Origin of the sequence: Planktotalea sp. (assembly GCF_050633725.1) — a bacterium.
GTDB lineage: Bacteria > Pseudomonadota > Alphaproteobacteria > Rhodobacterales > Rhodobacteraceae > Planktotalea.
Window position 1 is genome coordinate 83,467 of record NZ_JBOEHB010000016.1, and the last position, 15,924, is coordinate 99,390.

16 protein-coding genes are annotated in these 15,924 nt (G+C 53.5%); 8 read left to right on the forward strand and 8 right to left on the reverse strand.

Going from position 1 to position 15,924, the window contains the following annotated elements; all coding sequences use genetic code 11:
• Window positions 1-73: 73 nt before the first annotated feature.
• Window positions 74-1,246, forward strand: coding sequence for an amidohydrolase family protein (locus ACRBCU_RS13460; protein WP_431365907.1), 1,173 nt, complete (start codon window positions 74-76; stop codon window positions 1,244-1,246).
• Between the two features lie 104 nt (window positions 1,247-1,350).
• Here the strand turns inward: ACRBCU_RS13460 and ACRBCU_RS13465 are convergent, their stop codons facing one another.
• Together ACRBCU_RS13465 and ACRBCU_RS13470 are read right to left on the reverse strand one after the other, a co-directional pair.
• Window positions 1,351-1,986 carry a glutathione S-transferase family protein gene (locus ACRBCU_RS13465; RefSeq protein ID WP_431365908.1) on the reverse strand — a complete coding sequence of 212 codons (636 nt, stop codon included), beginning with the start codon at window positions 1,984-1,986 and terminating at the stop codon, window positions 1,351-1,353.
• A gap of 62 nt (window positions 1,987-2,048) precedes the next feature.
• The gene (locus tag ACRBCU_RS13470; RefSeq protein WP_431365909.1) at window positions 2,049-2,828 is read right to left on the reverse strand and encodes a transporter substrate-binding domain-containing protein; all 780 of its coding nucleotides are present in this window, start codon (window positions 2,826-2,828) and stop codon (window positions 2,049-2,051) included.
• A gap of 123 nt (window positions 2,829-2,951) precedes the next feature.
• Between ACRBCU_RS13470 and ACRBCU_RS13475 the strand changes: the two genes are divergently transcribed.
• The 4 genes from ACRBCU_RS13475 (at window position 2,952) to ACRBCU_RS13490 (ending at window position 7,688) form a co-directional block, all read left to right on the forward strand.
• Window positions 2,952-3,704, forward strand: coding sequence for an amino acid ABC transporter ATP-binding protein (locus ACRBCU_RS13475; RefSeq protein ID WP_431365910.1), 753 nt, complete (start codon window positions 2,952-2,954; stop codon window positions 3,702-3,704).
• Window positions 3,705-3,712: 8 nt separating this feature from the next.
• Window positions 3,713-4,453: an amino acid ABC transporter permease gene (locus tag ACRBCU_RS13480; protein WP_431365911.1), complete on the forward strand. Its 741-nt coding sequence runs from the start codon at window positions 3,713-3,715 to the stop codon at window positions 4,451-4,453.
• An 86-nt stretch (window positions 4,454-4,539) separates the two neighbouring features.
• A complete protein-coding gene (locus ACRBCU_RS13485; RefSeq protein WP_431365912.1) occupies window positions 4,540-5,907 on the forward strand; it encodes an MATE family efflux transporter in 1,368 nt (455 codons plus the stop codon).
• Between the two features lie 170 nt (window positions 5,908-6,077).
• Entirely contained in the window at window positions 6,078-7,688 is a 1,611-nt protein-coding gene (locus tag ACRBCU_RS13490) for an AfsR/SARP family transcriptional regulator (protein WP_431365913.1), read from the forward strand.
• 7 nt (window positions 7,689-7,695) lie between these two features.
• Here ACRBCU_RS13490 and ACRBCU_RS13495 read toward each other — a convergent pair whose 3' ends face one another.
• Window positions 7,696-8,223 (reverse strand): hypothetical protein, encoded by a 528-nt coding sequence (locus ACRBCU_RS13495; RefSeq protein ID WP_431365914.1) that lies wholly within the window; start codon window positions 8,221-8,223, stop codon window positions 7,696-7,698.
• A complete protein-coding gene (locus ACRBCU_RS13500; RefSeq protein WP_431365915.1) occupies window positions 8,220-8,942 on the reverse strand; it encodes a 16S rRNA (uracil(1498)-N(3))-methyltransferase in 723 nt (240 codons plus the stop codon). The genes ACRBCU_RS13495 and ACRBCU_RS13500 overlap by 4 nt, the downstream gene beginning before the upstream one ends.
• A gap of 12 nt (window positions 8,943-8,954) precedes the next feature.
• Here ACRBCU_RS13500 and ubiA point away from each other — a divergent pair, with 12 nt between their 5' ends.
• Genes ubiA through ACRBCU_RS13515 form a run of 3 tightly spaced genes read left to right on the forward strand, consistent with a single transcriptional unit; the run spans window position 8,955 to window position 12,214 of the window.
• Window positions 8,955-9,920 (forward strand): 4-hydroxybenzoate octaprenyltransferase, encoded by a 966-nt coding sequence (gene ubiA / locus ACRBCU_RS13505; RefSeq protein WP_431365916.1) that lies wholly within the window; start codon window positions 8,955-8,957, stop codon window positions 9,918-9,920.
• A 58-nt stretch (window positions 9,921-9,978) separates the two neighbouring features.
• On the forward strand, window positions 9,979-11,895 hold the full coding sequence (locus ACRBCU_RS13510; protein WP_431365917.1) for an OmpA family protein: 1,917 nt from the start codon (window positions 9,979-9,981) through the stop codon (window positions 11,893-11,895).
• Window positions 11,882-12,214, forward strand: coding sequence for a hypothetical protein (locus ACRBCU_RS13515; protein ID WP_431365918.1), 333 nt, complete (start codon window positions 11,882-11,884; stop codon window positions 12,212-12,214). The genes ACRBCU_RS13510 and ACRBCU_RS13515 overlap by 14 nt, the downstream gene beginning before the upstream one ends.
• Window positions 12,215-12,349: 135 nt before the next feature.
• On the opposite strand, the gene ACRBCU_RS13520 is transcribed toward ACRBCU_RS13515, so the two are convergent.
• From ACRBCU_RS13520 to ACRBCU_RS13535, 4 genes are read right to left on the reverse strand one after another with little or no spacing between them, the layout of a single operon-like run.
• Window positions 12,350-12,793 carry a molybdenum cofactor biosynthesis protein MoaE gene (locus ACRBCU_RS13520; RefSeq protein ID WP_431365919.1) on the reverse strand — a complete coding sequence of 148 codons (444 nt, stop codon included), beginning with the start codon at window positions 12,791-12,793 and terminating at the stop codon, window positions 12,350-12,352.
• A 4-nt stretch (window positions 12,794-12,797) separates the two neighbouring features.
• Window positions 12,798-13,046, reverse strand: coding sequence for a molybdopterin converting factor subunit 1 (gene moaD / locus ACRBCU_RS13525; protein ID WP_431365920.1), 249 nt, complete (start codon window positions 13,044-13,046; stop codon window positions 12,798-12,800).
• The gene (gene pgsA / locus ACRBCU_RS13530; RefSeq protein ID WP_431365921.1) at window positions 13,043-13,708 is read right to left on the reverse strand and encodes a CDP-diacylglycerol--glycerol-3-phosphate 3-phosphatidyltransferase; all 666 of its coding nucleotides are present in this window, start codon (window positions 13,706-13,708) and stop codon (window positions 13,043-13,045) included. The genes moaD and pgsA overlap by 4 nt, the downstream gene beginning before the upstream one ends.
• Before the next feature lie 41 nt (window positions 13,709-13,749).
• The gene (locus ACRBCU_RS13535) at window positions 13,750-15,888 is read right to left on the reverse strand and encodes a DEAD/DEAH box helicase (RefSeq protein WP_431365922.1); all 2,139 of its coding nucleotides are present in this window, start codon (window positions 15,886-15,888) and stop codon (window positions 13,750-13,752) included.
• Window positions 15,889-15,924: the final 36 nt, after the last annotated feature.

Genomic DNA, 15,924 nt, shown 5'->3' on the forward strand with positions numbered 1-15,924 from the left:
AAATCCTTTCGGCAAACCTCTTGATCGAGATTGCGCTTCTGTTAGCGTTCAAATGAATTTGAAAGGATCCATCATGTCAGAGACCCCGCAAAAACTCGTCATTCGCAATATCGGCCTGATGCTATCTGGCAAAATGGAAGCGCCCATTTATGAGGCAGATTGCATCATTTGCTATGGCGGCAAGATTGCAGAATGGGGCCGCGAGAAAGACATGAATCTCGAAGATGCGGATACCGTGATTGATGCCGCTGGCGTCACACTCGCGCCTGGCTTGATTGATAGTCACATCCACCCAGTCGTCGGTGATTATACGCCGCGCCAACAACAACTTCATTGGATTGACAGTACGTTGCACGGCGGCGTGACGACGCTGATTTCTGCTGGTGAAGTTCACATGCCGGGCCGCCCAAAAGATGTCGTTGGCCTAAAGGCGATGGCGATCGCCTCGCAGCGTTGGTACGAAAATTTCCGCCCATCGGGGATGAAAGTCCATGCTGGGGCACCTGTGATTGAACACGGCATGGTCGAAGAAGATTTTAAGGATTTGGCAAATGCAGGCGTGACTTTGTTGGGCGAAGTCGGGCTGGGAACAGTGAAAGACGGAAAGACCGCACAGCAAATGGTAAGCTGGGCGCGCAAGTACGGCATTCAAAGCACGATCCATACGGGTGGCCCTTCTATACCAGGCTCAGGACTGATTGATGCAGATATGGTGATGGAGACTGGGACAGACGTGATCGGCCACATAAACGGTGGCCATTCGGCCCTGCCTGATGATCAAATCATTTGCCTTTGCGAAAGCTGCAAAGCAGCGTTTGAGATTGTCCACAATGGCAACGAACGCGCGGCGGTTCTGACTGTAAACACAGCGCGCGAGTTAGGAAAATTGGATCAGGTCATCCTAGGAACCGATGGACCTGCCGGCTCTGGTGTGCAGCCCCTTGGCATTTTGAGAATGATCGCAATGCTCTCTGCCTTTGGAAATGTACCTGCTGAAATCGCGTTCTGTTTTGGCAACGGCAATACATCGCGCCAGCGCAACCTTGATACGGGTTTGATCGAGAAAGGCATGTGCGCAGACTTTGTCCTAATGGATCAAGCGCAACACGCGCCTGGTAAAAACATCTTGGAAAGCGTTCAGCTCGGAAATCTGCCAGGTGTCGGCATGACCGTCATTGATGGTGTCGTCACCTCAATGCGCAGTCGTAACACGCCGCCTGCAAATCGCTTGCCGCAGGTAGTTTGATCCCAAGAGTATTCTGCGAATACTCTTAAACAGTTGTTTTTCTGCGAAAAACAGATGTGTGTTTTCGCAGAAAACGCCCTGACCTAAAACATTCGCAGAACGTTTTAGGTCGTTGGATGCAAATAAGCTTGTATCGCCGGTCGGTAAAACTCCAACTCGTCCACAACAGGCGCAAAAGAATTTAGCCGATCACGATACGCGATGACGAGGTCGGGCCATTGTAGTTTTAGTTGTAACGCACGCTCCAAGGATGCGAGCCACTCGAAAGTTACCGCAAATCCAGCATCGCACAGCAGCAACGAGCGAGTGGGCAGCCCATCGGTTCTAAGTAGCAACTCTAGAGCATTCAAATGTCTGTTTACTTCGGCAAAACCTGCTTCAAGCGCACTGAGTTCGCGTGCTTTTAGAAGGGGGTAGAGCCCACGCAAAGCAGGTTCTAACCGCGTATCATGAAAACGCCCCCTTTCGCGTGCCTTCGCTCGCGCTACCAAACCTGAAGGCAACATTGCAGGATCCGGATGTTTTTCTTCTAAATATTCCGCAATTGCCTCGCTATCAGAGAGCATCACCTCTCCGTCGATCATCGTAGGAATATTGCCCGAAGGGACGATTTTTCGATAGGCATCGGAGCGATACCCTCCAGGTGGAAGGCGCTCTTCCCAATCTAGCTCTTTGTGGCGCAACACGACGCGAAGTTTGGCCGTATAAATGGAAACGGGGATCGTGTAGATTACAAGCATAACACCCTCAGACACCAAAAAGGGGGCAAAAGCCCCCTCTTACCTCAACTATTTAAACGGTCTCAATCAACAGAAAGCGCCCATTTATCTGCGAGGTCATCAAAAAACCCACGCTCGGACTTGAGAGCAATCCATGTGTTCACATAGTTGATCCAAACCTGATCAGCTTGCGGCAATAGCATTGCGATTGGCGTTGGCGCGCGCCCTTCAGAGACAGGGACAATCATCAACTGATCGTACTTCGCGACCAACTTATTTGCCTCTACGTTCGACGTGATATTCGCATCTGCGCGGCCGGACAGCACTTCTTGAAAATCACGTGCGGGGGCCTCTACGATGCGATGCTCTGCGTCAGGAAAAAAGCGCTTCACTTGCTGCTCTTGCGTTGTGCCAAGCGTTGCCGCTACTTTGACATCCGCAGCATTTAGGTCATCCCAATCTTTAAAGCGCTCTGCGTTTTTCTTTTGTGTCAAAGGCACGGTGAATAGCGCAAAATAGCTATCAGAATAACCGGCAGCTTTGGCACGTGCTGGAGAGACCGACGCGGAGCCCGTAATATGGTACTGCCCAGAGGTCACACCACTTACCAGTGTTTTCCAATCTGTTGCCACGAATTCAAGCTCTACACCCAAGTCAGACGCAAGTTCGGTCATCACGTCGATGTCATAGCCCTTGTAGGTGTTTGTTGCCGGATCACGCACGGACATTGGATCCCAATCGCCCGTCGTTCCTACTTTGAGAACGCCAGATGACAGGATTTCGCTGAGCGCGGATTGCGCTTGGGCGGCCATTGTGGAGCCAGCCAGCATGGCGGCGGTTGCAGCGATCTTAATTATCTTCATGGTCATTCCTCACAACATTGGATGGGCAATAGATCACACTGCATCGCACCAATGTGCAAGCCGATAGTGCTTGTCATGAGGCGCGCATCCTGATTTGCCTAAAGCTGCAAAATGGAGCGCACGATGCAAGAAACCGCAAATGGCCCAGTAATCAAAATGCAGAATGTGTCGAAGTTTTTTGGCACATTTCAAGCACTGAACGATGTCTCGTTAGAGGTCTCTCAAGGCGAGCGTTTGGTAGTCTGTGGCCCTTCTGGATCTGGCAAATCGACACTTATTCGGTGCATCAACCGACTGGAAAAACACGAACAAGGTGACATCGAAGTCGACGGCGTGCGCTTGAATGATAGCGCAGCGTCTTTGAATGCCATTCGAAAAAACGTCGGCATGGTGTTTCAGCAGTTCAACCTCTTTCCTCACTTAACTGTGATCGACAATTTGACCCTCGGTCCAATGCGCGCCTATGGGCTAAGCCAAGCCGACGCGCGTGCCCGTGCGATGCGCTATCTAGAACGGGTGCGCATTCCAGATCAGGCCGAAAAGCTTCCAAAGCAACTTTCTGGTGGTCAACAACAGCGCGTTGCCATTGCTCGCTCGCTTTGCATGGAGCCGCGAATTTTGTTGTTTGACGAGCCAACCTCAGCACTTGATCCTGAAATGATCACTGAAGTTCTTGATGTAATGGTCGAGCTTGCAGAGACGGGCATGACAATGATCGTTGTCACCCATGAAATGGGGTTTGCCCGCAAAGTCGCGGATCGCATGGTCTTTATGGACGCGGGTGAGATTGTCGAAGTTGCAAAGCCAGACACGTTCTTTACCTCACCAAAGTCCGAACGCTGCCGAGATTTCTTGCAAAAAATCATTAACCACTGAGGGCTGTTATGAAACGATTTATTCTTCTTGCCCTGCTTGGATTAACACTGTCGGGCTGCACTGGCCAAAACTGGGGCTGGTACGTAATTGACCCGCGCACTGTTGGCGGCATGAACAATTTGAAATTCCTTGCCTCTGGCGCTTGGAACACGATCCTTTTGTCGCTCACGGCAATTGCGATTTCCGTCGTTGTTGGCTTGCTCGTAGCGCTACCGGGATTGTCAGAGCGTAAAGGGCTGCGTGCCATAAATCGCGTATACGTGGAATGTGTGCGCTCGGTCCCTATTTTGGTGTTAATCCTTTGGGTTTATTACGGCTTGCCTGCTCTGTCGGGCATCACACTGAACGTGTTCTGGGCTGGCGTTTTGGCACTGGCCCTTTCAGACAGCGCATTTCAGGCGGAAATTTTTAGAGCCGGCATTCAAAGCATCGCGCGCGGGCAATATGAAGCGGCTCAATCTGTTGCACTAAATTACCGCGATACGATGCGCTTTATCATTTTACCTCAAGCAATCCGCCGCATTCTTCCTGCGCTTGGAAACCAATTGGTATACATGTTGAAAATGTCATCATTGGTGTCGGTAATTGGCATGCAAGAACTGACGCGAAAGGCAAATGAGCTGGTAGTCACTGAATATAGGCCACTCGAAATATACACAATTTTGGTCGTTGAGTACTTGGTTCTGATTTTGATTGTTTCACAAGGCGTGCGTTGGCTAGAGCGCAAAATGCAAACCGATGAGTCCTGAAGTCGGCTTCCGATCCGTTGGATCGGACCAAAGCGAGGGGCTCGCCCCTCGCGCTCCCCAGGATATTTTTGGAGAGAGGAAAACCAATGGCCGCGACACGAGATTTTGATCTAACGACGGGTTCTATTGCGTCTCACTTTAAGCGATTGGCAATTCCTGCGGCTTTGGGGATGCTGTTCACAACGCTTTACAATGTCGTCGATGTCTATTTCGCAGGCCAACTTGGAACAGAGGCGCAAGCTGGATTGGCCATTGGATTTCAAGCATTCTTTGTTTTGATCTCCGTCGCTTTCGGTTTGTCTTCTGCCATGTCCGCTTTGGTCGGAAACGCGCGCGGCGCAAAAGATATCCGGTCGGCGCGACGCCTTGCGGTGCAGGGCATTGCTTTTGCAATCTGTGCAACTTTGATCCTAATGGCTTTTGCAATTTGGTTTGGTCCGCGCGCGATCGCACTGATTTCAGAACCCGGTGCATATCGCGATGCCGCAACGGGTTATTTCTACTGGCTGATCGCGGCGCTGCCCGGCTTTATGCTTGCGTTTTCCGCGAATGGTATCCTTCAAGCGCATGGCGATAGCGTAACGCTTCAGCGCGGTCAAATGGTGGCGTTTTTTGCGAATATAGTCCTCAATCCCTTGTTCATTTACGGGGTTTCTAATGTGATTCCGGGGATGGGATTCAACGGTATCGCCCTTGCAACGATCCTAAGCCAAACGGGCGTGATGATCTGGATACTCTTGGCGGTGTTTCGCTTGGAAATAATGCAAGATGTCGCGCTGCGCCACATACGCCTAGAGTGGACCACAGTTCGCGAAATAATGGCGCAAATGCTACCGACCACGACCGCGATGATGGTCATGTTTGTCTCTGGCTTTGTCGTTCAATTCGCGTTGAAAGAATTTGGGCAAGAAGCAATCGCAGCCTACGGCATTGCGCTAAGAATAGAACAGATCCTGTTGCTACCAGTCCTTGGGATGACGGGCGCGCTTTTGCCTATTGCCGCACAGAATTTTGGTGCCAAGGATCATGCGCGCGTACGGGAAGCCCTGTGGTTTTGCTGGAAACTTGGCTTCGTTATGACCGCGCTGGCGGCCCCGATCTTATGGTTTGGCGGCGCTTTGGCGATGCGCATTTTTACCGAGGATGAACACGTCATTCCCATTGGCCAAAGCTATCTTCGCGTGGATGGCTTTCTGTTTCCGCTCTACATGATGCTATTTGCGATTAATTCGCTCCTCCAAGCGCTGAAACGACCCATTTTCACCCTCTGGATAAGCCTATACCGACAGGGGTTTGGCGTTGCATTTTTCATCTGGCTCTTGATCAGCGTTTTTGGTTTTGATGTTTGGGGCGTGTGGCTTGGAATTGCCGCAGCGGTGAGTTCCGGTTGGCTGATTGCCTTGTATCTTGCGCAGCGCATCGCACGCGATGAAATTGGCGGATTGAGGGGATAATAAGGGCCCGCGCACGGAGAGACTAAAAACCTTCGAAATTCAAAGTTAAATCCGCTTTCACGCTATGGCTGAAGCCCCAACCACAAATTTCTTTCTTTTTTAACGCTGACTTTGCGAAAGAGATAAATTGCCCTAAGCTGATCGAAATTCAGTCGTCGCCGGAACCAATTATGCCTGCTCTTTATCGCGTACAGTTTTACGGCGCGTTTACGTTGACCGCCCCTGACGGGCGAGACATCACACCAAAAGGGAGCAAAGCCAAAGGCTTACTTGCTATGCTGTGCGATGTGAACGAAATGCGCAGAGCGCGGCGCTGGATCGAAGGGCGTCTTTGGTCAAACCGATCCCCCTCTCAAGCAAGTGGCAGTTTGCGTCAAACTTTATCAGAAATCAGGGCGGCATTTGGCGAAGACAAAGACGTCTTCGGCGCAGATCGGTTGAACATCTGGCTCGACGCCGCCCTTGTAGAAACTGATTTGGACGCTGAAAACGAGGCAGAAACCAATGACCGGGAATTGCTAGAAGGGTTGGTCATCCGCGACCCCGAATTCCAAGAATGGCTACGCGCCTTTAGACGGCGCCATGGAAAGCCGCTGCATGCTGAACCTGTCGAGCAAGTATCCGAGCGTAAAACCGACATCAAAATTCGTGCGTTTCAAACCCAAAGCGGGTCTGCAGCCGAACGGATTGCAGGTGACATCCTCGCTGATCAGGTTGCCAAAAGCATCGAAGAACGGCTTAGCGCCCAACGGCATTCTGAAACCGTTATCAGCGCGAGTAAGTTAGATTCGGACTTGGAAATTCGATGTAATGTGGCTCAAGACAGGAAAAAGGGGATCGTGTTTCTGCAAGTTCATCGGGGAACGGACAAGCGCGTTTTGTTTTCTGACCATCGCCATGTACCCGGGGATATTTCAGACGCGATTTCAGCAGATGTGATCCAGCAGCTCGTGCATTCAGCCGTTTCAAAAATCACCCACCGAATGCCCAGCGCCTTTAGCTTGGATCGACCTGAGGTTGCGGCTTCTGGCTTCTCGAGCTTGGGGCTAAAACAGCTATCTCGCTTTGATAACGAAGGACTAATCGCTGCCCAAGGTCATTTCAGGCAAGCTCATGCGACTGATCCAAATGGCGTTTATCTCGCGTGGCGCGCGTTTGCTCGAATGGCGCAATTGATTGAAAGCGCGAGCACCGATTGCGCCGCTGAATTGGACGAAATTCAAAGCCTAACCGACAATGCCTTGCATGTTTCCAGCGACAATGGGCTTACCCTTGCGTTGGTCGCTCTGACCCGAATAATGCTTGAGGATGATTTTGACGCGCCAGCGGAACTCGCCCAGCGCGCAATATTGTGGAACAAGAACAATCTGTTTGCCCAACAGACCCTTGCAGTTGCGTATTGTGCTGTTGGCGACACCGAAAAAGCCTATCAGATTTCGCTTTCGTGCCAGAAATCTGCGCCCCAAGACGACATCGAGCACCTTTGGGATTTATATCATTCGCTGGTCTGCATCAGTTCAGGCCGTTTGGAAGAAGCGAGTGCCGCGGCCGCGCGCGCATCCGCCGCCGCACCGACATTTGTTGCACCGCGCCGCCAACTCGTTGCCTTATGTGCGCAAGCAGGCGATATGGCAGGAGCGCGCGAGCAACTCAAAGCGCTCCGCGGCCTTGAAGCCGAGTTTTCCTTAGATAGGTTTCTGAACGATCCGGACTACCCAGTGCTCACGCTGCGCAAAGCCGGCCTTTTGGATGATCTTAAAACGGATGATTTCGAAGATTAGCGCCCGTTTAGTTTAGCGTATTGATACGCGCCTGTAGGTCTTGCCTGCGCCAGACAACGTGCAAGCGGCGCTCATCCGTTTGCTTGATCCGCAACAAATGCTCGGTCTTCAGCCCCTTCAAGCCGCTGAATGCATCAAACAATGCATCGCTCCCTTCTGCGCTAACTGGAATTTCCAGAGCGTTTCCTTGATCAGGCACCAACAGCCAATGCGCAGGTTTCGAGCGTCCATCAAGGCTAAGCGCGGCCAGTTCAGAGATCGCAACAGCGCCGCCACTCAATGGCCCATAATAGGTGACTTGCCCTTCGATCACTTGAACAACGCCCTGCCCGCCGCCACGCCCCCTGAACCGCGCACGTTGAATACCTGCTAGGACCACCAGAATGGTAAGTGCTAAAAAGAGAAGTGCGACAACGCGAACGAACCCAAAGCTCGACATGGCCCAAATTGCTGCGAGCACGGCAAGCAAACAGCCACTCAATACCTCGCGCCAACGCCATATCGCTTTGCGCGCCTCTGGGCGAATAAAGCTCATGCCCAATCTCCCAAAGCGGCCTGCCACACTGTCATTGCAGCAACCGCAGCGGTGTCAGCGCGCAAGATACGAGGGCCAAGGCTAACAACATGCGCTTCTGGCATAGCATGAAGGCGTTTGCGCTCGCTTGGGGAAAATCCGCCCTCAGGGCCGATCAAGATCGCCCATGGCCCGCGCGAGGCAGCGGCCAGCGATGTCGCAGCGCCAAGTTCGGTCTCATCGCAAAACATCAGCTGACGCTTGCTTGGCCAATGGTCCAGAAATGCACTTAGTTTCTGCAAGCTTGTTACTTCGGGCACATAGGTGCCGCCACATTGCTCTGCCGCTTCAACCGCATGGGCCTGAAGGCGCTCTTGCTTGATCCGCTCAGAGTTCGTGTAGTCGGTTTGGATAGGGCAAATTTTCGCTGCCCCCATTTCGGTGGCTTTTTCGACGATGAAATCCGTGCGCGTTTTCTTGATTGGCGCAAAACAAAGCCACACGTCAGGCGGCATTTGCAAAGGTTTACTTTGCAACGTGCACTCCAATACACCTTTGCGCTTGCCAGCCTCTATGATTTCCCCGCGCCATTCACCGTCACGTCCGTTGAACAGCGCAACTGCGCCGCCAACCGCGAGGCGCATCACGCCAAACAAATAGTGGGCTTGTGGCTGGGTGAGCGAAACGCGGTTCCCCTCACCAAGAGGCTGGTCTACATAAAGGCGGGTTTTGACAGTCATAAGGCACTACATATGCAAGGCGGATCACAAGAACCAGAGGGCGCGCCGCTGATTGCGGATGCAGTGCAAGATAATTGGGTCGACACGCGCGCGCCAGAGTGGCTGCGCCCCTATCTTCGCCTGAGCCGGTTTGATCGCCCGATTGGGACTTGGCTTTTGCTGTTGCCTTGTTGGTGGGCACTTTTACTGGCAATGCTCCACTCAGGAACCGCCAGCTGGTTCGATGCTTGGATCTTCATCGGCTGCGCGATTGGCGCGACGTTGATGCGCGGCGCGGGCTGCACATGGAATGATATCACTGATCGCGATTTTGATGGCGCGGTCGAGCGCACGCGCAACCGCCCGATCCCCTCTGGGCAAGTGAGCGTAAAACAGGCTGTCGTTTGGATGATCCTGCAAACGCTCGTGTCTTGCGCCGTCCTACTCACATTCAATTGGGTCGCGATTGGCTTGGGTGTTCTCTCGCTTGTCCCCGTGCTGATCTACCCATTCGCCAAGCGTTTCACTTGGTGGCCGCAGGTTTTCCTTGGTCTCGCTTTCAACTGGGGTGCTTTGCTCGCTTGGACCGCGCATACTGGATTACTTGAATGGCCCGCCCTGACACTTTACGCGGCGGGTATTGTTTGGACGCTTTTCTACGATACGATCTATGCCCATCAAGATACCGAAGACGACGCTTTGATCGGCATAAAAAGCACCGCACGCCTTTTTGGCGAAAGCACCCCGCAATGGTTGATGTATTTCTTGATTGGCAGCGTCACGCTCTTTGCGTTTGCGATCATTCAAGGCGCAATTGAGCGCTCGTTCGTTTCGCTGATAATCGCGCTTGGAGGCGTCTGGGCCTTTGGCTGGCACCTAAACTGGCAACTCAGGCGGTTTGACCCTGACAATCAGGCAGGATTGCTAAAACTGTTTCGCTCTAACAGGGATGCCGGACTGCTTCCTGTGCTGTTTTTCGCCATCGCGCTATTGCTGTGATTGTAACCGAACGCATCAACGCGTATCACGAAACCAACTTCACTGATCTTGGATGCAAATGCGCCTGTCTTCTTACGTTACAATAGCGGCTACGTTTCTAAGCGCAGCAGGCCTATGCTTTGTCGCAGCGGGCTTTTCAGTTACGCTTATTGAGGAAAACTCGACCAAAGGCGTGCGACGCGCGTTGGATAAGGCGAGCCTGACATGGGCGGATGCTGACGCCAATGGCCTGCAACTGTTCCTGATTGGAACCGCTCCCTCGGAAGCAGAACGCTTTAAAGCGGTAAGCCTCGCGGGAAGCATCGTTGATGCCGCCCGGGTTATTGACCAAACCGAAGTCGCAGACCGCGAAGCCTTTGCACCGCCCCGCTTCTCCATTGAAATTCTGCGTAACGACAGCGGCATTTCGTTGATCGGATTGATCCCCGAGGCCAGCTCTACCGATGATATGTTGAAAGATATCAACAGGTTTGCCGGCGGCGATCGCGTCAGTGATTTCCTCGAAAGCGCCAAATATCCTGCGCCGCAAGGCTGGGCCCCAGCGCTAGAGCTAGGCCTTGAAGCGCTACGTTTGTTACCACGGTCAAAAATCTCCATTGATGCGGGGAATGTGGCGGTTACAGCAATGGCAGATAGCCCTGCTGAAAAACGCCAGTTTGAAACAAAGCTGCGCGGACGTGCCTCACAGGACGTGAATCTCGCATTGAATATTTCCGCGCCGCGCCCGGTGATCAGCCCATTTACCTTGAGGTTCTTAAGTTCGGGCGACGATGTCAGGTTTGACGCGTGCAGCGCCGACACGCTCGAAGCGCGTGACAAAATCAGCAAGGCCGCACAGGCCGCTGGTATGACCGCTGAATTTGAGTGCCGCATTGGCTTGGGCGTGCCGTCGCGCCGCTGGTCAGATGCGGTCGCACTTTCCATCGAGAAGCTGAACGAACTTGGTGGTGGCTCCCTTACCTTTGCAGACGCCGACATTACGCTGACAGCGCTAGAAGGCACCGAGCAAGTTCTGTTTGATCGCATTGTCGGAGAGTTGGAAACATCCTTGCCAGATGTTTTTGCTTTGGACGCCGTTCTCCCTATTCCCGAGGACGCGAGTGAAGGCCCGCCTGAATTCGTCGCAACGCTTAGCCCGGAAGGGCAAGTGCAGTTGCGTGGGCGTGTCGGTTCCGAACTGGCACGTGAGACCGCAGACAGCTATGCCAAGGCGCGCTTTGGTTCAGGTTCAGTTTATACCGCTGCGCGCATTGACGAAGACCTCCCGCGCAATTGGTCCGTGCGTGTTCTTGCTGCGCTTGAGACACTCTCACAGCTTAACAACGGCTCGGTCACGGTCAGCCCTGATCAGTTCCATGTTTTTGGCGATACAGGGCATGTGTCCGCAAAATCTGATATTGCGCAGTTGCTTGCAGAAAAGCTTGGAAGCTCCGAAGATTTCAGCATCAAGGTCACCTACAAGAAAAAGCTAGATCCTGTGCTCGGCCTGCCAACGCCGCAAGAATGCGAAAGCCAGATCAGCGAAATTCAAACTGGCCGTAAAATCGCGTTTGAACCCGGTTCGGGGAATTTGGATAGCTCTGCGGAGAGCATTCTTGATGACATCGCGGAAATTCTCAACAAATGCCCTGACGATATGCGGATGGAGATTAGCGGTCACACAGACAGCCAAGGTCGTGAGTCGATGAACCTTGAGCTTAGCCAAACCCGCGCACAAGCCGTGCTAAGTGCGCTTCGAGATCGCCGCGTTCTAACATCCCGTTTTGCTGCGCAAGGATTTGGAGAAGCCAACCCAATCGCCGACAATGGGACCGCAGAAGGTCGCGAAGCCAATCGGCGCATTGAATTTAAAGTCATTCTCCCACAAGCCACAGTGGAAGAAACAACAACGCTGGATGCGTTAAGCGACGCAACACAAAGCGATGCAACGCAAGAGCAACAGGGCGAAGAAGGAAATACCGATGAACAGAACTGAGTTCGTCATCGCAACAGCGATTATTCTATTTGTTGCATTTTGCATGGGTTGGTTTGCGAATTGGCTTATTCATCGCTTTACCCGCGTATCCCGCTCTGATGTGGGTGAATTGGAACGCATGGCCCAGGAACTGCACGAAGCAGAAGAAACCCGCGATCAGGCGATTACCTATTTGCAACAGCGTGAAGCAGAATTGACCAACCAGCTTTCGCAGGGCGAAGCAGAGCTAAACGCAGCAATGGAAGGGCTACGCGATGCCCGTCATGAAGCCGAAGAGCTGCGCGCTTATATCGAGCGGGTGCATCAGCAGGGCCAATAAAGCGGGATCGCCGCGTTTGCCGTTTCGCACTTAACTTAAAGCAAAGAGATAGCACCAGCATTCGCTTTGACGACCCCAGTCCCGTTGATCCGCAACGCGATGGATGGGCACTTTATGACAGCGCTTTTGACTAGCTCACCAGCGCTTTAACGCGTCTTCATCATCTTGCTTAGAAGCAACCCATTCTTTTGAGGTTGCGGTTTGTTCTTTCTTCCAGAACGGCGCTCGCGATTTGAGGTAATCCATAAGAAAGTCTGCCGCTTCGAAGGCATCCTTTCGGTGCGGCGACGCGGTCGCCACCATCATAATCGTGTCCTGAGGCGCAAGAGGGCCATAGCGGTGGATCACCAGAACATCCCCCAAATCCCAACGCGCCAGCGCATCGCGCGCAATCTTTTCCAAGGCGCGTTCTGTCATGCCAGGGTAGTGTTCAATATCCATCTGCTGCAACCCGCCACCGGGCAGATCGCGTACGATACCCGAAAAGCTCACAATCGCGCCCATGTTGGTTTGCGCTGCGGTAAAGTCGTTCAGCTCCGCGCCTGCGTCAAACGGCTCTGCTTGGACAAGAATTTTCAAAGGGTCACCCCCCTGTCATTGGCGGAAAGAACGCGACCTCGCGCGCATTTTCAAGCGACGCATCAAAGTCAGTAAGATCCTGATCAACCGCAACGCGCAGCGCGCTCAGATCGGAGAACGCCAAAGCGTAACGCTCTTCACGCGCCCTTAGTTCTTCGACCAGCTCCATCACTGTGCCTGCCGAGGTTTCGAGCGTCTCTTTCGGCGCGCCAATGCGCTCACGCACCCATGCAAAATAGAGGACATCCATCACGTTTCATCTTTCAGATGCGGCAGCGACTTTCTGAAATAGTCCCAACCTGTAATCAAAGTTAAAGCCGCCGCGATCCACAAGAGCCATAGCCCAACGCGCCCTGACCAGATCATACCTTGATACTTCCAACCCAGTCCCAACAGGTCTTCCTCTGCCCCGCTGAGAATGGCCTCGAACATTGCTTGATCCATGCCATATGCGGACATGCCTAGGTAGTGCTCAAACACACCTTGGCTAAAGAGAACGGCAATTGCCACCATTTGAGCAGTCGTTTTCCATTTGGCCAATCTAGTGACTTTGAGCGTTCCTGCCGTGTCACCAAGGAATTCACGCAGGCCCGAAACAAATACTTCCCGAAAGAGGATCATCGTTGCGGGCAAAACCAACCAAGCCGACCACGACGAAAACCCGATGATCACCATCAAGGCAATCACAACCATCGCTTTGTCGGCGATCGGATCCAGCATCGCGCCTAATTTGGTTTCTTGCTTCCAAATCCGCGCTAGATAGCCGTCCACCCAATCCGTCAACGCAGCAAGCACAAAGAGGCAAAGCGCAAACCAATCGGCATAGGGTCGGGTGAAATACAGAAACATCACCGCCACACCGGGCGCAGCAAGCAACCGGAGGATCGTTAGAATATTTGGGATCGTCATCGTCATGCGCAACATCTAGGCGCTCACCCCAATACTCGCAAGCCTACTTAAGGCTTGCGGCTTGGTTTACGCATTGGCCGCGCATCAGGTCCCTTACCAGCGCGCGTTTTCACCTTATAAGGCTTGCTCTCGCCACCTTTGGGTTTCGCTGCCGCTGCTTTTCCGCGTGCTTTACGCGCACCCATTGGCTTGGACGGATCCATTGCGCCCTTGCGTGTCGTGGGTTTCGCGGCGACAGCCCCCGTATCAACAGCGCTTGGTGCGCGTGCAGGTTTGTTTTTGTTCGGCGTGCCAGATTTCGCGGCGTGTTTTGGCGGACGCGGATCATTCTTTCCGGGCTTGTCAGCCTTGTAAGGCGCTTTGCCCTTTGGCTTGTCAAACTTCGGCTTGTCGCCTTTGGGTTTGTCATACTTAGGTTTGTCATAACTCGGCTTATCACCGCGCGGCCCATCGTGACGGGGCTTGTCATAGCGCGGTTTGTCCCCACGCGAACGATCCTCTCGCGGACCTTTGCGGTGCGGGCGCGCTGGCCCGTCAGCGGGTGGTCCCTTAGGGGATGCATCAAAGTCTGGCTTGCCGGGCAGCTCCGTCAGACTAGCGCCTTGCTCAAGATTAAGCCCCTCGCCTAGCTCTTTCTTCATAGCCGCAACCGCTGAGGTTTGAACCTCAATGAACGTCTCTTGGTATTGCACACGGATCGCGCCGATATCATCCTTGGAGATATTCGCATTGCGGCACAGCATCGGCAACAGCCAGCGCGGCTCTGCCTTACCTTTGCGGCCGATCGAAAGAGAGAACCAAGAGCTTGGCCCAAAATCACGCGGAGCGCGGGGTTCGCGCTTGTCACGCTTATCGCGCGGCCCGCTTTCTTTAACTTCCCCCAATTGCTCAGGCGCAGAATGCTTGGAGCGGTGCAGGCGCAAGAACGCTGCAGCGACCTGTTCAGGCTTGTACTGCGCAAGCAACTTACCTGCAAAACTTAGCTCATCTTCGCTCAACGCCTCCGACCAAGCAGGATCATTCAGCATACGCTCTTCATCGCGCGCATTGACCTCATCCGCGGATGGTGCATTGCTCCACTCAGCGCTTAGCTTAGCAAACCGCAGCAAACGCTCGGCCTTGGATTTCTGACGACCCGGCACGATCAGCGCGGAAATACCTTTGCGACCCGCGCGACCCGTACGGCCAGAGCGGTGCAACAACGTCTCTGCGTTTGATGGCAAGTCCGCGTGAATCACCAAATCAAGGTTCGGCAGGTCAATCCCGCGCGCCGCAACATCCGTCGCCACACAAACCCGCGCACGACCATCGCGCATCGCTTGCAGGGCGTGCGTGCGCTCGTTCTGGGATAGCTCACCAGACAGCGATACTACAGAAAATCCACGATTGGAAAAACGCGCTGTCAAACGCGCAACCATCGCGCGGGTATTGGCAAACACAATCGCGTTCTGCGCCTCATAAAAGCGCAACGTGTTAATGATCGCATTCTCTGTATCAGATGGCGCGACAGTCATGGCGCGATAGGTAATATCGGCGTGTTGCGGGCCTTCGCCAATCGTCTCAACGCGTTTCGTGTCGCTACGCTGATACTTCTGCGCCAACTTCGCAATGCCGCGTGGCACGGTCGCGGAGAACATCAGTGTGCGGCGGTCCTCAGGGGTGGTGTCCAGAATGAACTCCAGATCCTCAGAGAAACCCATGTCGAGCATCTCATCCGCTTCATCGAGCACAACAGCGCGCAGGCTAGAGAGATCAATCGCGCTGCGCATGATGTGATCGCGAAGACGTCCAGGGGTCGCCACAACAATATGCGCACCGCGCTCCAACGCGCGTCGCTCAGTGCGCGAATCCATGCCGCCAACAGTCGAGGCAACAACAACGCCCGCAGGCGCATAAAGCCAATCAAACTCGCGCTTCACCTGCAACGCCAATTCCCGCGTTGGTGCAATCACCAAGGCAAGCGGCGTCGCGGCGCGCTCGAAATTTCCATCTGCCTCCAAAATGCTCGGCGCAATCGCCAAACCAAAGGCAACCGTCTTACCAGAACCGGTCTGAGCAGAGACCAGCAAATCCTGATCCACGAATTCGGGCTTGGACACCTCGACCTGTACAGGCGTCAAGGTCTCATAGCCCTTCACCTTCAAAGCCTCATTGAGGGTTGGAATCACGTTTTCAAAATCAGTCATTGCATACCTGCCGTTCGAACAAGCCCCGCGCATAGG

What these genes read in the sequence shown, in the direction of transcription:
- ACRBCU_RS13460 (WP_431365907.1), top strand. Translation starts at nt 74, where the DNA reads ATGTCAGAGACCCCGCAAAAACTCGTCATTCGCAATATCGGCCTGATG.
- ACRBCU_RS13465 (WP_431365908.1), bottom strand. Translation starts at nt 1,986, where the DNA reads ATGCTTGTAATCTACACGATCCCCGTTTCCATTTATACGGCCAAACTT.
- ACRBCU_RS13470 (WP_431365909.1), bottom strand. Translation starts at nt 2,828, where the DNA reads ATGAAGATAATTAAGATCGCTGCAACCGCCGCCATGCTGGCTGGCTCC.
- ACRBCU_RS13475 (WP_431365910.1), top strand. Translation starts at nt 2,952, where the DNA reads ATGCAAGAAACCGCAAATGGCCCAGTAATCAAAATGCAGAATGTGTCG.
- ACRBCU_RS13480 (WP_431365911.1), top strand. Translation starts at nt 3,713, where the DNA reads ATGAAACGATTTATTCTTCTTGCCCTGCTTGGATTAACACTGTCGGGC.
- ACRBCU_RS13485 (WP_431365912.1), top strand. Translation starts at nt 4,540, where the DNA reads ATGGCCGCGACACGAGATTTTGATCTAACGACGGGTTCTATTGCGTCT.
- ACRBCU_RS13490 (WP_431365913.1), top strand. Translation starts at nt 6,078, where the DNA reads ATGCCTGCTCTTTATCGCGTACAGTTTTACGGCGCGTTTACGTTGACC.
- ACRBCU_RS13495 (WP_431365914.1), bottom strand. Translation starts at nt 8,223, where the DNA reads ATGAGCTTTATTCGCCCAGAGGCGCGCAAAGCGATATGGCGTTGGCGC.
- ACRBCU_RS13500 (WP_431365915.1), bottom strand. Translation starts at nt 8,942, where the DNA reads ATGACTGTCAAAACCCGCCTTTATGTAGACCAGCCTCTTGGTGAGGGG.
- ubiA (WP_431365916.1), top strand. Translation starts at nt 8,955, where the DNA reads ATGCAAGGCGGATCACAAGAACCAGAGGGCGCGCCGCTGATTGCGGAT.
- ACRBCU_RS13510 (WP_431365917.1), top strand. Translation starts at nt 9,979, where the DNA reads ATGCGCCTGTCTTCTTACGTTACAATAGCGGCTACGTTTCTAAGCGCA.
- ACRBCU_RS13515 (WP_431365918.1), top strand. Translation starts at nt 11,882, where the DNA reads ATGAACAGAACTGAGTTCGTCATCGCAACAGCGATTATTCTATTTGTT.
- pgsA (WP_431365921.1), bottom strand. Translation starts at nt 13,708, where the DNA reads ATGACGATGACGATCCCAAATATTCTAACGATCCTCCGGTTGCTTGCT.
- ACRBCU_RS13535 (WP_431365922.1), bottom strand. Translation starts at nt 15,888, where the DNA reads ATGACTGATTTTGAAAACGTGATTCCAACCCTCAATGAGGCTTTGAAG.